General features: G+C 70.9%; 12 protein-coding genes. 9 read left to right on the forward strand and 3 right to left on the reverse strand.

Features of this window, described 5'->3' with window-relative positions; translation table 11 throughout:
• The first annotated feature begins 709 nt into the window (after nt 1-709).
• The 3 genes from OG462_RS07265 to OG462_RS07275 all read left to right on the forward strand — a co-directional run bounded on the left by OG462_RS07265 (nt 710) and on the right by OG462_RS07275 (nt 3,645).
• Complete coding sequence (locus tag OG462_RS07265; RefSeq protein ID WP_406055595.1) at nt 710-2,110, forward strand: rhodanese-like domain-containing protein; 1,401 nt, start codon at nt 710-712, stop codon at nt 2,108-2,110.
• A 102-nt stretch (nt 2,111-2,212) separates the two neighbouring features.
• A complete protein-coding gene (locus OG462_RS07270; protein WP_406055597.1) occupies nt 2,213-2,800 on the forward strand; it encodes a rhodanese-like domain-containing protein in 588 nt (195 codons plus the stop codon).
• Nucleotides 2,797-3,645, forward strand: a complete 849-nt coding sequence (locus OG462_RS07275; RefSeq protein WP_406055599.1) for a sulfite exporter TauE/SafE family protein — start codon at nt 2,797-2,799, stop codon at nt 3,643-3,645. The genes OG462_RS07270 and OG462_RS07275 overlap by 4 nt, the downstream gene beginning before the upstream one ends.
• Before the next feature lie 43 nt (nt 3,646-3,688).
• On the opposite strand, the gene OG462_RS07280 is transcribed toward OG462_RS07275, so the two are convergent.
• The 3 genes from OG462_RS07280 to OG462_RS07290 all read right to left on the reverse strand — a co-directional run bounded on the left by OG462_RS07280 (nt 3,689) and on the right by OG462_RS07290 (nt 4,943).
• Nucleotides 3,689-4,081 carry a VOC family protein gene (locus OG462_RS07280; RefSeq protein ID WP_406055601.1) on the reverse strand — a complete coding sequence of 131 codons (393 nt, stop codon included), beginning with the start codon at nt 4,079-4,081 and terminating at the stop codon, nt 3,689-3,691.
• On the reverse strand, nt 4,078-4,380 hold the full coding sequence (locus OG462_RS07285) for an ArsR/SmtB family transcription factor (protein ID WP_406055603.1): 303 nt from the start codon (nt 4,378-4,380) through the stop codon (nt 4,078-4,080). Before OG462_RS07285 ends, OG462_RS07280 begins: the two co-directional genes overlap by 4 nt.
• A 107-nt stretch (nt 4,381-4,487) precedes the next feature.
• The gene (locus OG462_RS07290) at nt 4,488-4,943 is read right to left on the reverse strand and encodes a hypothetical protein (RefSeq protein WP_406055605.1); all 456 of its coding nucleotides are present in this window, start codon (nt 4,941-4,943) and stop codon (nt 4,488-4,490) included.
• A 71-nt stretch (nt 4,944-5,014) separates the two neighbouring features.
• On the opposite strand from OG462_RS07290, the gene OG462_RS07295 reads away from it, so the two are divergent.
• The 6 genes from OG462_RS07295 (at nt 5,015) to OG462_RS07320 (ending at nt 15,342) form a co-directional block, all read left to right on the forward strand.
• Complete coding sequence (locus OG462_RS07295; protein ID WP_406055607.1) at nt 5,015-5,713, forward strand: macro domain-containing protein; 699 nt, start codon at nt 5,015-5,017, stop codon at nt 5,711-5,713.
• A gap of 136 nt (nt 5,714-5,849) precedes the next feature.
• Nucleotides 5,850-7,487, forward strand: coding sequence for an ADP-ribosyltransferase domain-containing protein (locus OG462_RS07300; protein WP_406055609.1), 1,638 nt, complete (start codon nt 5,850-5,852; stop codon nt 7,485-7,487).
• A 280-nt stretch (nt 7,488-7,767) separates the two neighbouring features.
• A complete protein-coding gene (locus OG462_RS07305) occupies nt 7,768-9,135 on the forward strand; it encodes a ricin-type beta-trefoil lectin domain protein (RefSeq protein ID WP_406055611.1) in 1,368 nt (455 codons plus the stop codon).
• Between the two features lie 137 nt (nt 9,136-9,272).
• Nucleotides 9,273-11,558 carry an RICIN domain-containing protein gene (locus OG462_RS07310; RefSeq protein WP_406055613.1) on the forward strand — a complete coding sequence of 762 codons (2,286 nt, stop codon included), beginning with the start codon at nt 9,273-9,275 and terminating at the stop codon, nt 11,556-11,558.
• Nucleotides 11,555-12,823 (forward strand): ThuA domain-containing protein, encoded by a 1,269-nt coding sequence (locus tag OG462_RS07315; RefSeq protein ID WP_406055615.1) that lies wholly within the window; start codon nt 11,555-11,557, stop codon nt 12,821-12,823. The genes OG462_RS07310 and OG462_RS07315 overlap by 4 nt, the downstream gene beginning before the upstream one ends.
• A gap of 188 nt (nt 12,824-13,011) precedes the next feature.
• Complete coding sequence (locus tag OG462_RS07320; protein ID WP_406055617.1) at nt 13,012-15,342, forward strand: alpha-N-acetylglucosaminidase; 2,331 nt, start codon at nt 13,012-13,014, stop codon at nt 15,340-15,342.
• Nucleotides 15,343-15,464 lie beyond the last annotated feature (122 nt).

The following is a 15,464-nucleotide window of genomic DNA, read 5'->3' on the forward strand; positions in this document are numbered from 1 at the left end:
GGGAAAAGAGAAACGCTATGGCAAAGGCTCCCGCCAGAACTCCAGGAGGAAGCAGCCAAACCCGATCGACCGCGGGTGGCCTGGCTCTGGAAATTGAACCTGCACGAACCATCAAGGGGTCCCTAATCAGTCTGGAACGAACGGACTGAGGTGATGCGATGCGCCGACAGGAACGAATCGGGCTTCATTCGGGCGAGTGCCACGTTCCGTCCGCGCGCACCACAGCGTTCATGACTCGCTGTGACCGCAGCGCAACACACGGGGGAGCATAGTCAGTTCGGGTTCGCCATGTGACCGTGCTGGAAGGGCTGCCTCCAGTGGTCAATCTCGACCCATAAAACGACCATTCACTGCACCGAACATGCAATGAACTGATCACATCGCGACGCCCGTTCATCAGATTTCCCGGCCCCCGAACAGACGACCGTCCATCGGCGGACGCAGGCCGCCGGAAGCCGGGGCGGTGGGGGTGGCCCGGACCGGCCGGACAGGTACGGACAGGTACGGATACGGAGGAGCCCACGGAGAACAGCTCCACCCCCGCCGGCTCCAGCCCCGCCGGCTCCAGCCCCGTCACACCCCCTTGATACCCAGGGGGGTATTTGACTTGCCGCGACGACTCACCTTACGGTCGAGCTCGCACATACCCATGGGGGTATCAGAGAGCAAGGGGTACCCCGGTGCGTGCATACCGCACGAAAGGATTGCCGTGTTCTTCGCCCAGTACTACCTCGACTGCCTCTCCCAGGCGTCGTACATGATCGCCGACGAGCGGACCGGTCACGCGGTGGTCGTCGACCCGCGTCGGGACGTCTCCGCGTACCTGGCCGACGCCCGCGCCCACGGCCTGACCGTGGTCGGCGTCGTCAACACCCACTTCCACGCCGACTTCGTCGCCGGTCACCTGGAGCTGGCGGACAGCACCGGTGCCTGGATCGGGTACGGCAGCCGGGCCGAGACCGAGTACCCCATCCGCAAGCTCGCCGAGGGTGAGCGGATCAGCCTCGGTGACGTCACCCTGGAGATCATGGAGACGCCCGGGCACACCCCGGAGTCGATCAGCGTCCTGGTGTACGAGCACAGCCGCGACACCGTCCCGTACGGCGTGCTCACCGGCGACGCCCTCTTCATCGGAGATGTCGGCCGGCCCGACCTGCTCGCCTCGGTCGGTGTCACCGCCGACGAGCTCGGCGCGATGCTCCACGACAGCGTCCAGAACAAGCTGATGGGTCTCCCCGACGAGGTACACGTCTTCCCCGCACATGGGGCCGGTTCCGCGTGCGGCAAGAGCCTCTCCACCGAGAAGCGGTCCACGATCGGGGAGCAGCGCGCCACCAACTACGCCTGCACACCGATGAGCCGTGACGCCTTCGTCGCGCTGGTCACCGCCGGCCAGTCCGCCGCGCCGGGCTACTTCGCGTACGACGCCGACCTCAACCGCAGGAACCGGGACCGTTACGACGCCACGACGGCGGCGCGCTCGCTCTCCCGGGCCGAGTTCGCCGAGCTGCGGCACTCGGGTGCGGTCGTCGTCGACGCGCGCTCCCCCCAGGAGTTCGCGGCGGGTCACCTGTACGGCGCGGTGAACGTACCCGCCGACGGACGGTTCGCCGAGCAGGCCGGAAGCGTTCTCGACCCCGCCGACGAGTTGGTCGTCATGGCGCCGGAGAACCGGGAGGAGGAGGTCGTCACCCGTCTCGCCCGGATCGGCTTCGACCGTGTGGCGGGCCATCTGCGGAACCCGGAGGACGCCCTGGAGGAGCTGGCCGACGAGGTCGCCCCGGCGAGCCGGCTGACCGCCGCCCAGCTGCGGGCCGCCCTCGCGGGCGACCGTCCTCCCGTCGTCGTGGACGTCCGCACCCGCGGCGAGCGCGAGGCGAACGGCTTCATCGACGCCGCCCTGCACATCCCCCTGAGCGAACTGCCCCGGCGCGTGGACGAGCTGCCCACCGACCGGCCCCTCGTCGTGCACTGCGCGGGCGGTCACCGCTCCTCCATCGCCGCGAGCCTGCTGCGACACCGCGGCCTCGGGGACGTCTCCGACGTTCTCGGCGGTTACGCGGCCTGGACCCTGCCCACGGCTACGGCCACCGCCACCGCCACCGCCTGACGTTCCAGCCGGTCACGGGTGGTCTCGCCACTCCGTCGCGGGCGCCCCTCCCTCCCCTTCTTCATACCCCCCTGGGTATCTCACACCGATCCGGAGTCATACATGAGCGCCGTGCCCACGCCCGCCCCGTCCTCCCTCAGCCCTGCCGTCCTGCACCGGCTCATCGGGGAAGGGCGCGCCCCGCGTCTGCTGGACGTCCGTACGCCCGCCGAGTTCCGTACCGTCCACATCCCGGGCTCGTACAACGTCCCCCTGGACACCCTGCGCGAGCATCGCGCCGAACTCCTCTCCCACCTCGACGAGGACGTCGTCCTCGTCTGCCGGTCCGGGGCCCGGGCCGCGCAGGCCGAGCAGGCACTCGCCGCTGCGGGGCTGGCGAACCTCCGCGTCCTCGACGGCGGCATGAACGCCTGGGAGGCGGCGGACGCGCCCGTGAACCGCGGCCCCGAGCGCTGGGACATGGAGCGCCAGGTGCGCCTCGTCGCCGGTTCCGTCGTCCTGGCCACCGGCCTTGTCGGCGTCCTCGTGCCGGGCGTCCACCTGATCGGTACGGCGATCGGCGCCGGACTGACCTACGCGGCCCTCAGCAACTCCTGCGCGATGGGCGTCCTGCTCTCCAAGCTGCCGTACAACCGCGGCCCCCGTCCCGACCTCCGCACGGTGATCTCGGAGCTGCGGAGCACGCCGTGACCGTGCTCGTCGTCGCCGCTTCCCTGCTCATCGGTGTCAGCCTGGGCGTGCTCGGGGGCGGTGGCTCGATCCTGACGGTGCCGATCCTGGTGTACCTGGCGGGTCAGGACGCCAAGGAGGCGATCGCCACCTCGCTGTTCGTGGTCGGCGTCACCAGCCTGGCCGCCCTCGTCCCGCACGCGCGGGCACGGCGGGTGCGGTGGCGGACCGGTCTGCTCCTCGGTGCGTTCAGCATGGCCGGCGCGTACGGGGGCGGGCGCCTCGCGGCATATGTGCCCGGCCCGTTGCTCCTCGTCGCCTTCGCCCTGATGATGCTGGCCACGGCGGTGACGATGCTCCGCAAGCCGCGTCGTGGACGTGAGCGGGCGGGGTCCACGCGGGGTGAGCTGCCCCTCGCCCGCGTCGCCGCCACCGGTCTCGGGATGGGTGCCGTGACGGGACTGGTCGGTTCCGGCGGCGGTTTCCTGGTCGTCCCGGCCCTCGCGATCCTCGGCGGGCTGCCGATGGGCGTCGCGGTCGGCACCTCGCTCCTCGTCATCGCGATGAACTCGTTCGCCGGGCTCGCGGGACACCTCTCGGGCGTGACGGTCGACCGGGGTCTCGCCCTGACGGTCACCGCCGCCGCCGTGCTCGGCAGCCTGGCCGGCGCCCGCCTTGCGGGCCGTATCCCGCAGGAGGCCCTGAGGACGGCCTTCGGCTGGTTCGTCGTCGTCATGGGCGTCTTCGTCCTGGCGCGGCAGCTCTCCCCCGCCGTCTGGACGCACCCCGCCACCTGGGCGGTCCTCGGAGCCGCGGCGACGGCCGCGATCGCCTCCCGCGCACGACGCGCGCCGCGGCACCCCTGACGGGGCGCGCGGCCCGCTGCGGCGCGGCCTCCTGCGGCACGTCCTACTGCGGCTTGGTCGCGATCTGGATCAGGTTGCCGCAGGTGTCGTCGAAGACGGCCGTGGTGACGGGGCCCATCTCCAGGGGCTCCTGGGTGAAGCGGACGCCGAGGGCGCGCAGGCGCTCGTACTCCGCCTGCACGTCGTCGACCGCGAACTGGGCGAGCGGGATGCCGTCCTGGGCGAGCGTGTCGCGGTACGGCTTGACGGCCGGGTGACCGGCGGGCTCCAGGAGGAGTTCGGTGCCGTCGAGCTCGTCGGGCGAGACGACGGTCAGCCATCGGTCCGTCTCGCCCAACGGGACGTCGTGCTTCTTCACGAAGCCGAGGATCTCGGTGTAGAAGCGCTCGGCCTTGGCCTGGTCGTCGACGAAGACGCTGGTCAGATGGATCTTCATGGGGTGCTCTCCTCTGGTCCGGCTGGGTGGGGCACGAGCCACCGGTCGGCGATCTGTCGCAACGGGGCCGTGTTCAGGTCGTGGAACTTGTAGCGACCCTCCCGCCTGGTCTCGACGAGCCCGGCGGCCTCCAGCACGGCAAGATGCTGGGAGACCCCCTGGCGGGAGATGCCGAGCTGATGCTTCATGCTCAGTCGCGCACAGATCTCGAACAGTGTCTGTCCGGACTTCTGCGTCAGCTCGTCGAGGATGGTGCGGCGGGTGGGGTCGGCCAGGGCTTTGAAGAGGTCGTCGGCCACCACCCCAGGATAGGCAAGTAACGACTTGCCTATCAAGTCGAGGCGGAGCCCCCGGGGGCCGAGGTCGCCGAAGTCACCGAGGCCCACGAGGGCTCCACCGGCACGCATCAGCCCAGACGGATGTGGTCCACCGCCCAATACCAGTTGTTTCCGGCGTCGTACATCCGGAAGCGAAGGGTCACCGTGCGCGCCCCCGCCGGGACCGTGAGGTCCTTGCCGACCGCCGCGTTCTCGGCGTCCGGCGAGCCCGGGCCGTACCGCAGGACGATCTGCTCCTCGCCGTTGTCGAAGACGGCGCGGACCTCGGCCTTCTGGTCACCCTCCTGCCGGTAGTGGGAGTCGAAGTCCACCCGGAGGGCCGTCCGGCCGGCCGGGATCGGAACCGCCGGCGGGACCAGGGTCGAGTCGAAACGGCCCTTGCTCGCGGGCGCGCCGGTGTCGTCCCGGTCGTCCGGGTCGGCGACCGCGACGATGCCGAGCCCCCGGGTGAAGTTCGGGCGGTTCTGGGAGCCGGCCGACCAGGCGCGCCGGGTGTGGAAGGGTTCCTGACATTGCCCTCTCACCGGCGCGCTCGGGTCGGAGCCGCCGACGACGGGAGCCGCGTTGTCAGTGCCTCGCTGTAGCTTCGATCTTGTTGGATCAGCTGTACGAGAGGGGCGAATTCGTGGGTGTCGAGCGTGCGTTGAGGGTCGTTCTGGTCGATGTCAACGACGAGGTGGTGGCGGCCTGGCGTTCCGCGTTCGCGGACACGCCCGAGGTAGAGATTCGGCGGGGCTCCCTGCTCGATGCGGACGTCGACGCGTGGGTGTCCCCCACCAATGCGCGGGGCCGGATGGACGGTGGCGTCGACGCCGTCGTCAAGCGACACCTGGGCGCCGGCATCCAGGTGCGGGTGCAGCGGGCGATCCGCGACCGGTTCGGCGGAAGCCTGCCGGTGGGCAGCGCGGTGTGCGTCCCGTCCGGGGCGGCCGTACCGCGGTATCTGATCTCGACGCCGACCATGCGGCAGTCCTCGCAGAACGTCAGCGACACGATGAACGTGGCGCTGGCGTGCGCGGCCGCGTTCCAGGCGGTGCACCTGCAGAACCGGGTGAAGCCCGGCAGCATCAGGTCGGTGGCGCTCGTGGGGATGGGCGCGCAGACAGGTCGGGTGCCGGCAGGGGTGTGCGCCAATCTGATGTGGACGGGCTACGCGCTGTTCCACGATCACGGGTTCGCGGACTACGACGAGTTGCGGGCCGCTGTGTTGGGGCAGCTCGACGACATCGAAGGGGCGGGGTCCGCGCGGCGGGTCCGGATCAACGTCCCGGAGCGGCCTTCCTTTCGTTGCTGACACGAACGTTCCGCAGGCCGGCACCGCACAGGGCGGGGAAGCCGGCGATGACCCCACCGAATCCGTACACGAATCCGTACAGGATGCCGGCGGCCCCGAAGGGGCGTCCGGTTCGAGTTCTGGGAGTTCTGCCCTCGTGAATGACGTCGACGTTCCCGCAGCGGGCGAAGCGGGTTCCTCCGCCGGGGATCCCCTGGGACTGGCCGATCTGTTCACCGGTGGCGGTGAGCCGTGGCTTCCGTTGCTGGCCCCGGTGATCGAGGCACAGCCGGGGGCCGGCGACTTCATCGGTCCGAAGCGCAGTCCGGAGGTCGTTCCGGTGCGCGAGTTGACGTTTCAGGCGTTGAAGCCCCATCCGCCGCACAAGTGGAAGGTCGTCGCCTTCGGACAGAACCCGTACCCGCGGGCGGAGAGCGCGACCGGCATCGCGATGTTCGACAACACCTTCAACGACTGGAAGGACAGCCAGTTCGGTCGGGTGGTCAGCATCCGCTGCATCATCAAGGCGGCCGCGATGTGGAAGTACGGCATCGTCAAGAAGACGCCGATCTCCGACGTCCGCGCCCTGTTGAAGAAGGAGGACACGGTAGCGCCGCCGGAGTGGTTCCAGGCGATGCTCACCCAGGGCGTACTGCTTCTCAACGCCTCTCTGACGGCGAGTGCGGACGGGGCGATGCCGACGGATCGGCACACGTCGTTCTGGCGGCCCGTGGCCGAGCAGATCGTCGAGGAGATCCTCCGGGCGAAGCAGGACGCCGACGAGGAGGACCGGGGTGTGGTGTTCGCCTGGTGGGGCGCGCACGCCCGGAGCCTGAAGAGGGTCGTCCAGCGACTGGAGAAGAAGTACCCGGGGGTCGAGGTCCGGCACCTCGACCACGCGAATCCGGCGGCCCAGGGGGACATCTTCTGCGAGGGGGACCACTTCGCCCGGGTGAACGACGCCCTGGCGGCGGTGGGTGCCGAGCCGGTCGACTGGCTGCCGCGGAAGGGCTGGGACCGGAAGGCGGCGGGGGCCGGCGGCGCGGAGGGCGGTGATGTCGCGGAGCGGATGGGGGCGTTCATCGCCTCGACGATGGAGCTGCACCAGCTGTATCTGGAACGGCTCACGAGCGTCAAGGACGAGGGGCTCGTCCTTCCGTCCATCACCGGGGTGTTCGACACACCGCTGATGGATTTCCGCAAGGCCGTCGAGCCGGTGTCGCGGGTGCTCGCCCGGCTGGATCGGCACATCGAGCGGTCGAGCCGGTTCGGGGAGGCCAAGGTCGCGGAGGCGGCACTCGGGGAGGAACTGTCCGCCGACGCGATCTCGGCGCTGCATCTGTACACCTGCGAGTCGGCGTTCTACCGCGAGATCAACGCCGTGCTGCGGTCCCCGGACCGGGAGCGGCTGGTGCCGTACCTGCCGTACCTGCGCCTGCTGTTCTCCGCGGTGGAGTCACTGCCGGCGCGGACGCGGCCGTTGTGGCGTGGCGTGGCGCTGGATCTGCGGTCGCAGTATCCGGTGGGGCAGACGGTGACGTGGTGGGGCGTGTCGTCGTGCACGTCCGAGTTGGGCGTGGCCAGGGCGTTCCTCGGCAGCCGTGGCAGGCGGACGCTGTTCGAGGTCACGCCGGCGCGGGCGGTGGCGATCCGGCGGTTCTCCGCGTTCACGGGCGAGGAGGAGTACATCCTCGCGCCGGGCACCCAACTGAAGGTGACGGAGGTCAAGGCCGAGCGCGGAGGGCTCTGCACCGTGCGGCTGACCGAGCTGGAGGGTCAGGGAATGGTGTCCTAGCCTCAGGGACCCACCCCCTGCCGTCAACACTTCACGCCAACTCCCGTCGAATCTCAACTTCGAGAAGCATCAAGGGGGTTGTGCGTTCAAGATCTGAATGCGCGAAGTCTTGACGCGTCTGGTTCAGACCTTTACATTCGCCGATCAGAAAGTGGAATGGTGTTCACACTCCTGAACGACGGTCGATCCGGTGGATCCGGTCGACCCGGTAGATCCGCGGTGGGCGCCTGCGCCCGGCCGCGCCCCCCGCCGAGCCTCCCCACCCGAGAGGACCCCCCACATGCACCGGACCCGCCTGCCACTCACCGTCGCCGCGCTCGCCCTCGCCGCCGGCGGCCTCACCCTCGCCACCGACGCCCCCGCCGACGCCGCCACCGGTCGGATCACCGGAATCGGCGGCAAGTGCGTCGACGTGGCGGGGGCCGACACCGCGAACGGCACCCCCGTCCAGCTCTACGACTGCAACGACACCGCCGCCCAGAACTGGGACGTGGGTACCGACGGCACCATCAAGGCCCTCGGCAAGTGCCTGGACGTGACCTCGGGCGGCACGGCGAACGGGGCGACGATCCAGCTCTGGGACTGCAACGGCTCCGCCGCCCAGCGCTGGATGGTCACCGCGGCCCGCGACATCGTCAACCCGCAGGCGGACAAGTGTCTGGACGCCACGGGCAACAGCTCGGCCAACGGCACCCGGCTGCAGATATGGACGTGCACCGGCGCCGCCAACCAGAAGTGGACGGCACCCCCGGCCGGTGGAACGGGCCCGGCCCCCGGCGGGAACATGGCCGTCGCCCCGTACCTCTACAACGGCTGGGGCAGCCCGCCGAGCCCGACCACCGTCATGAACGCCACCGGCGTCAAGTGGTTCACGCTCGCCTTCGTCCTCAGCAACGGCTACTGCAACCCGCAGTGGGACGGCGGCCGTCCCCTCGTCGGCGGCGTCGACCAGCAGACGGTCAACACGGTCCGGGCGGCCGGCGGCGACGTCATCCCGTCCTTCGGCGGCTGGAGCGGCAACAAACTGGAGAGCTCGTGCTCCAGCGCGGGCGAACTCGCCGCCGCGTACCAGAAGGTCATCGACGCGTACGGGCTCAAGGCCATCGACATCGACATCGAGGCCGCCGCCTACGACAGCCCCACCGTCCAGCAGCGCACGGTGGACGCCCTGAAGACGGTCAAGGCCGGCAACCCCGGCCTGAAGGTGTACGTCACCTTCGGCACCGGCCAGAACGGCCCCGACACCGGCCTCATCAACCGCGCCGCCACGGCCGGCCTCACCGTCGACAGCTGGACCATCATGCCGTTCAACTTCGGCGGCAACGGACAGAACATGGGCACTCTGACCGTCCGTGCGGCCGAGGGACTCAAGACCGCGGTGAAGAACGCGTACGGCTACAGCGACGACCAGGCCTACCGCCACACCGGCATCTCCTCGATGAACGGCGTCACGGACGTGGGCGAGACCATCACCCAGGCCGACTTCCGCACCATCCTCGCCTACGCGCAGCAGCGGCACCTGGCCCGGCTGACCTTCTGGTCCGTCAACCGCGACCGGCCCTGCACCGGCGGCGGAGCCGACACCTGCTCCAACATCGGGCAGCAGGCCTGGGAGTTCACCCGGATCCTCGCGGCCTACAACGGCTGACCCTCGGCCGCGCCCGCCCCTTCGCGTACGCCTCCGCCGGGTTCGCCCCTCCGCGCCTTCCGCCCCTCCGCGCCTCCCGCGCCCTGCGCCCCCGCATCTCTGCACCCCCTCAGCCAGCCTCCGCCCAAGGAGCCCCCATGCCCGCCCTTCCACGGAACGCCGCACCCCGGCGCCCCGTCCGTGCCCGCCCACGACCCCAGCGCCTCGCCGCGGTCCTGGCCACCGGCACGGTGCTCTGCTCGGCTCTCGTCGCCCTCTCCCCCGCCTCCGCCCTCTCCCCCGCCTCCGCCGCCTCCCCCGGATCCGCCGCCGGGGCCACGGCAGCGGTCGCGGCCGAAGTCCCCACCGGCGTGGTCACCGTAGTGAACTCCGGCAGCGGCAAGTGCCTCGACGCCCGCGCCGCCGCGACCGTCAACGGCACCGCCGTCCAGCAGTACGCGTGCAACGGCACCACCGCCCAGCAGTGGACCATCGCACCGACCTCGGACGGCCACGTCAGCATCGGCAGCCGCGCCGACTCCGCCCAGGTCGTCGACGTCAGCGACGTCTCCACCGCCGACAACGCCGCCGTCCACCTGTGGACCTACGGCGGCGGCCTCAACCAGCAGTGGCGGGCCGTCGACGAGGGAGGCGGGGCCTTCCACCTCGTCAACCGCAACAGCGGGAAGTGCCTCGACGTCCCCGCCGCGTCCACGGCCGACAACGTGCAGCTCGTCCAGTACACCTGCAACGGCACGGCCGCCCAGCGCTACCAGATCACCCCCGTCAGCACCGCGCCCGGCGACGTCGACCTCGGACCCAACGTCGTCGTCATCGACCCGTCCATGCCCTCGACGACCGTCCAGAGCCGCCTGAACACGATCTTCCAACGACAGGAGACCAATCAGTTCGGGCCGGAGCGGTACGCCGTCCTGTTCAAGCCGGGCACGTACAACAACGATGTCAACGTCGGCTTCTACACCCAGGTCCTCGGGCTCGGCCAGTCGCCCGACGCCGTGACGATCAACGGCGCCGTGCACGTGGAGGCCGACTGGTTCCCGCCGCAGAACGCGACCCAGAACTTCTGGCGCGGTGCGGAGAACCTGTCCGTCAACCCGACCGGCGGCACCGACCGCTGGGCCGTGTCCCAGGCCTCGGCGTACCGCCGGATGCATGTGCGCGGCAACCTGGAACTGAGCGACGGCGGCTGGTCCAGCGGCGGTTTCATGGCCGACACCAAGATCGACGGCCAGGTCCGCTCCGGCACCCAGCAGCAGTGGCTGACCCGCAACTCCCAGCTGGGCTCCTGGACGGGGTCGAACTGGAACATGGTCTTCGTCGGCAGCCAGGGCGTCCCCGGCACGAGCTTCCCCAACCCGCCGCACACCACCGTGGACCGCTCCCCCGTCGTCCGCGAGAAGCCCTTCCTCACCGTGGACGCCACCGGCGCCTACAAGGTCGTCGTACCCGCCCCGCGCACCGACTCCACGGGCACCACGTGGGCCGCCGGCGGCACCCCCGCCGGAACCCAGCTCGGCATGGACCGCTTCCACGTCGTGAAGGCGGGCGCGACCGCGGCCCAGATCAACGCCGCCCTCGCCGCGGGCAAGGACCTCCTGGTCACCCCCGGGGTGTACCACCTGAACGAGACCCTTCGGGTCACCCGCCCCGGCACCGTGGTCCTCGGCCTCGGACTCGCCACCTTCGTCCCCGACAACGGCGTCACCGCCATGACCGTCGCCGACGTCGACGGGGTGAAGATCGCGGGCGTCCTCTTCGACGCCGGCACGGTCAACTCGCCGACCCTGCTGGAGCTCGGCCCCGCCGGATCGTCCGCCTCCCACGCCACCGACCCGACCTCGCTCCACGACGTGTACTTCCGCGTCGGCGGCGCGGCCGTCGGCAAGGCCACCACCAGCCTGGTCGTCAACAGCGACCATGTCATCGGCGACCACCTGTGGGTCTGGCGCGCGGACCACGGCACCGGCGTCGGCTGGAACACCAACACCGCCGACACCGGCCTTGTCGTCAACGGCGACGACGTCACCATGTACGGCCTGTTCGTCGAGCACTACCAGAAGCACCAGACCGTCTGGAACGGCAACCGCGGCCGGACGTACTTCTACCAGAACGAGATGCCGTACGACCCGCCCAACCAGGCATCCTGGATGAACGGCACCACCCAGGGCTACGCCGCCTACAAGGTCGCCGACTCGGTCACCAGCCACCAGGCCTACGGACTCGGCAGCTACTGCTACTTCAACGTCAACCCCGGCGTCACCGCCGAGCACGCCATCGAGGCCCCCGATCGTCCCGACGTCCGCTTCCGGAGCATGGTCACCGTCTCCCTCGGCGGGACCGGCACGATCCGGCACGTCGTCAACGACCGCGGCGGCCCGTCCAACTCCTCCACCAACGTCGCGAACCTGGCGAGTCACCCATGACCCGACTCCTGACCCGGCTGCTCGGCCTCATGGCACTGGCCCTCGGACTCGGCATCGTCGTACCCGCCCAAGCGGCCACGGCCGCACCGGAGTTCAAGGTTCTCGCCTTCTACAACGGCACCTGGGACGCGGCCCACATCGACTTCGTCAAGGAAGCCAACGACTGGTTCCCGCGCACCGCGGCCGCCAACGACTTCACGTACACGGCGACCACCGACTGGAACCTCCTCGCCAACGGCGGCGTGGACGCGTACGACGTCGTCGTCTTCCTCGACGACGCCCCGCAGGGCGCCGCGCAACGCGCTGGATTCGAGCGGTACATACGGGGCGGCGGAGCGTGGCTCGGCTTCCACGTCTCGGCGTTCACCACCAACGCCTCCAGCTGGAACTGGTACTACAACGAGTTCCTGGGCAGCGGGAACTTCCGCTCCAACACCTGGGGCCCGACCACCGCTCTCGTACGGACCGAGAACGCGTCCCATCCAGCGGCGGCCGGCCTGCCCGCGACATGGACCTCGGCCGTGAGCGAGTGGTACAGCTGGTCGAACAACCTGCGGGCGAACCCGTCGATCAAGGTACTCGCCTCGGTCGACCCGGCCGGCTTCCCGCTGGGCACCGACCCGAACCAGACCTGGTACAGCGGCGACTACCCCCTCGTGTGGACCAACACGCAGTACCGCATGCTGTACGCCAACTTCGGTCACAACGCCATGAACTACACCACCAACACCCGGCTCTCCTCCAGCTTCGCCAGCCCCACGCAGAACCGTCTCCTCATCGACGGCCTCAGGTGGCTGGCGGGCACCGGCACCACCACTCCACCCGGTCCGTTCCCCGGGGACTCCTGGTACGCCCTGGCCGCCGAGGCAAACGGCCTGTGCGTCGACGTACGGGCGGCGGCCACGGCCAACGGCACACCCGTCCAGCAGTACACCTGCAACGGCACCCAGGCCCAGCAGTTCCGCTTCACCCCGACGACCGACGGCCACACCCGCATCGGCGTCCGCACCGCACCCCAGCAGGTTGTCGATGTGACCGACCGGGCGACAACCGACGGGGCACCCCTGCAGCTGTGGTCCTACGGGGGCGGCACCAACCAGCAATGGCTGCCGGTGGCCGAGCCCTCCGGCCGGTACCACTTCGTCGCCCGCCACAGCGGCAAGTGCCTCACCACCACCGGCACGACCACGGTCGGCGCGCCCCTCGTCCAACGCTCCTGCGACGGCTCCCGGGCGCAGAGCTTCCGCCCCACCGCCGTCCCCTAGGCGCCACACCCACACGGAGGCACCGCACCCACACGGATCACCCTGCCGATACCGCCGCCCCCCGGGCGGCGGTATCGGCATGCACACCCGGCGGCCCGGGACGATCATCCGTACAGGGCAGGCATCCGGCGACCGGACCTCTCGCCCCCACGCCTCGCCTTTCCGCTCGACCCGCAGCAGGGAGCCAGATGGGCCGCCGCCTGATCCTTCGATGCCGTACCGTCCTCGCCGCCACGGCTCTCGCCGCCGTGACGGCGGCGGCGCCCGGACCGCCACCACTGCCCGACACCCCCGCCTCCGCGGCCACACCCGGCCCGCCGCCCGTCTTCACCTCGTCGGCCGCCTCCGACACCCCCACGGCCGCTTTCGACCCCTCGCCCGCCCGGGCGAGCCTGGAGCGCCTGTTGCCCTCCCGGGCCGCGCAGTTCACCCTGGTCCCGGTCGAGGAGCCCGCCTCGGGCGCCTCCTTCTCGGTCTCGGGCGAGGCCGGGGCGATCCTGGTACGTGGCACCTCGCCGGCCACCCTCCTCACCGGCGTCGGCTGGTACCTGAAGCAGGTCGCCGGGGTCGACCTCGGATGGCCCGGCGCCAGCGTCGACCTGCTGCCCGGCACGCTCCCCGCGGTCTCCGGGACCATCACCCGATCGGCGGCCGTGCCCCACCGCTACGCCCTGAACGACACCGACGAGGGGTACTCCGGCGCGTACCGCGACTTCGCCTCCTACCAGCACGAGATCGACCTCATGGCGCTGCACGGCGTGAACGAGGTCTTCGTCCCGACGGGCGCCGAGTACCCGTACCACCGGGCGCTCCAGGAGTTCGGCTACAGCGCGGCGGAGTTGCGCGACTGGATCCCCGCCCCGGCCCATCAGGGCTGGTGGCTGCTGCAGAACCTGTCGGGCTTCGCGGGCCCGGTCTCCGAGCAGCTGATCGAGGCCCGCGCGACGCTGGGGGGCCGGATCGCGCGGCACCTGCGTTCGCTGGGGATGACACCCGTGCTGCCGGGGTTCTTCGGCACGGTGCCCCCGGACTTCGCCGCGCGGAACCCGGGCGCGGTCACCGTCCCACAGGGCAGATGGGTGAGTTTCGACCGGCCCGACTGGCTCGATCCGACCGGTCCCGTCTTCGCCCGGCTCGCCGCCGCCTACTACCGGTTCCAGCAGGGGCGGTTCGGGGCCACCGACATGGTCAAGATGGACCTGCTGCACGAGGGAGGGATCGCGGGAACCGTCGACGTCGCGGCGGCCGCCGGAGCCGTCCAGCGGGCCCTGGAAGCGGCGCGTCCCGGCGCCACCTGGGTCATGCTCGGCTGGCAGCACAACCCGACCCCGGCCCTCCTGAGCGGCGTCGACCGCCGCCGGGTCCTGATCGTCGACGGCCTCTCCGACCGCTACGACGGGCTCGATCGCGAGACTGCCTGGGGTGGCACGCCGTACGCCTTCGGCACGATCCCCAACTTCGGCGGCCACACCAGCCTCGGCGCCAACACAGGGGCGTGGGTGGACCGCTTCCACACCTGGCTCGCCGAGCAGGACAGCGCGCTGCGCGGCATCGCGTACCTCCCCGAGGGCACCGGCGGAAATCCCGCCGCGTTCGACCTCTTCACCGAACTCGCCTGGCAGCCGGGCCCGATCGACCAGAAGAGCTGGTTCGCCGGGTACGCGGCCCGGCGCTACGGCGGTACGGATCCGCACGCGGCCGCCGCGTGGGAGCAGCTGCGGCTCGGCCCGTACAGCATGGGGTCCGGCACGTGGAGCGAGCCGCAGGACAGCCTCTTCGCCGCGCGGCCCGGTCTGACGGCGGCCACCGCCGCGAAATGGAGCCCGAAGGCGATGCGGTACGACGCCACGACGGTGGAGCGGGCGCTCGCGGAACTGCTCCAGGTGGCGCCCCGGCTGCAGGCCACCGACGCGTACCGCTTCGACCTCGTGGACGTGGCACGTCAGGCGCTCGCGAACCGCAGCCGGGTCCTGCTCCCCCGTATCAAGGGCGCCTACGAGGCCGAGGACCTGGCGGGCTTCCGGGCGCTGGTACGGGAGTGGCGGGCGCACGAGGAGCTGCTCGGGCGGCTCGTCGGCTCCGACCGGCGGTTCCTGCTCGGTCCCCGGCTCGCCGACGCGCGCTCCTGGGGCGCCGGCCCGGCCGAGAGCGACCGGCTGGAGTACGACGCCCGGTCGATCCTCACCACCTGGGCCGACCGGGTGCCGAGCGAGGCGGGCGGCCTGCACGACTACGCCAACCGTGAATGGGCCGGTCTCGTCCAGGACGTCTACGCGCCCCGCTGGGCCGCCTACTTCGCGAGTCTCGACAGCGCCCTGGTGGACGGCGCGGAGCCGGTCGCCGTCGACTGGTTCGCGCGGGACGACGCGTGGGCGCACGACCGCCGGCGCTACCCGACGACGCCCACGGGTGACCCGCTCGCCCTGGCGGGCGAGGTGCGGGCGGCCCTGGCGGCGTCGTCCGCGGTCGCGTCGCCCGGCGCCGCTCGCGCCGGAACGCCCGTACGCGCCGGGCGATGAGTTCTCGCCGCCCCCGAAGTCCTCTTGGCGGACGCTGTGGCCGATGCGCCGGCGGACGCTGTGCCCGAAGACCCGGCGAACGCTGTGCCCGATGAAGGAGAACCCGTGACGGACGATGTCTG

The sequence above is a fragment of the Streptomyces sp. NBC_01077 genome (assembly GCF_045162855.1).
Classification (GTDB): domain Bacteria; phylum Actinomycetota; class Actinomycetes; order Streptomycetales; family Streptomycetaceae; genus Streptomyces.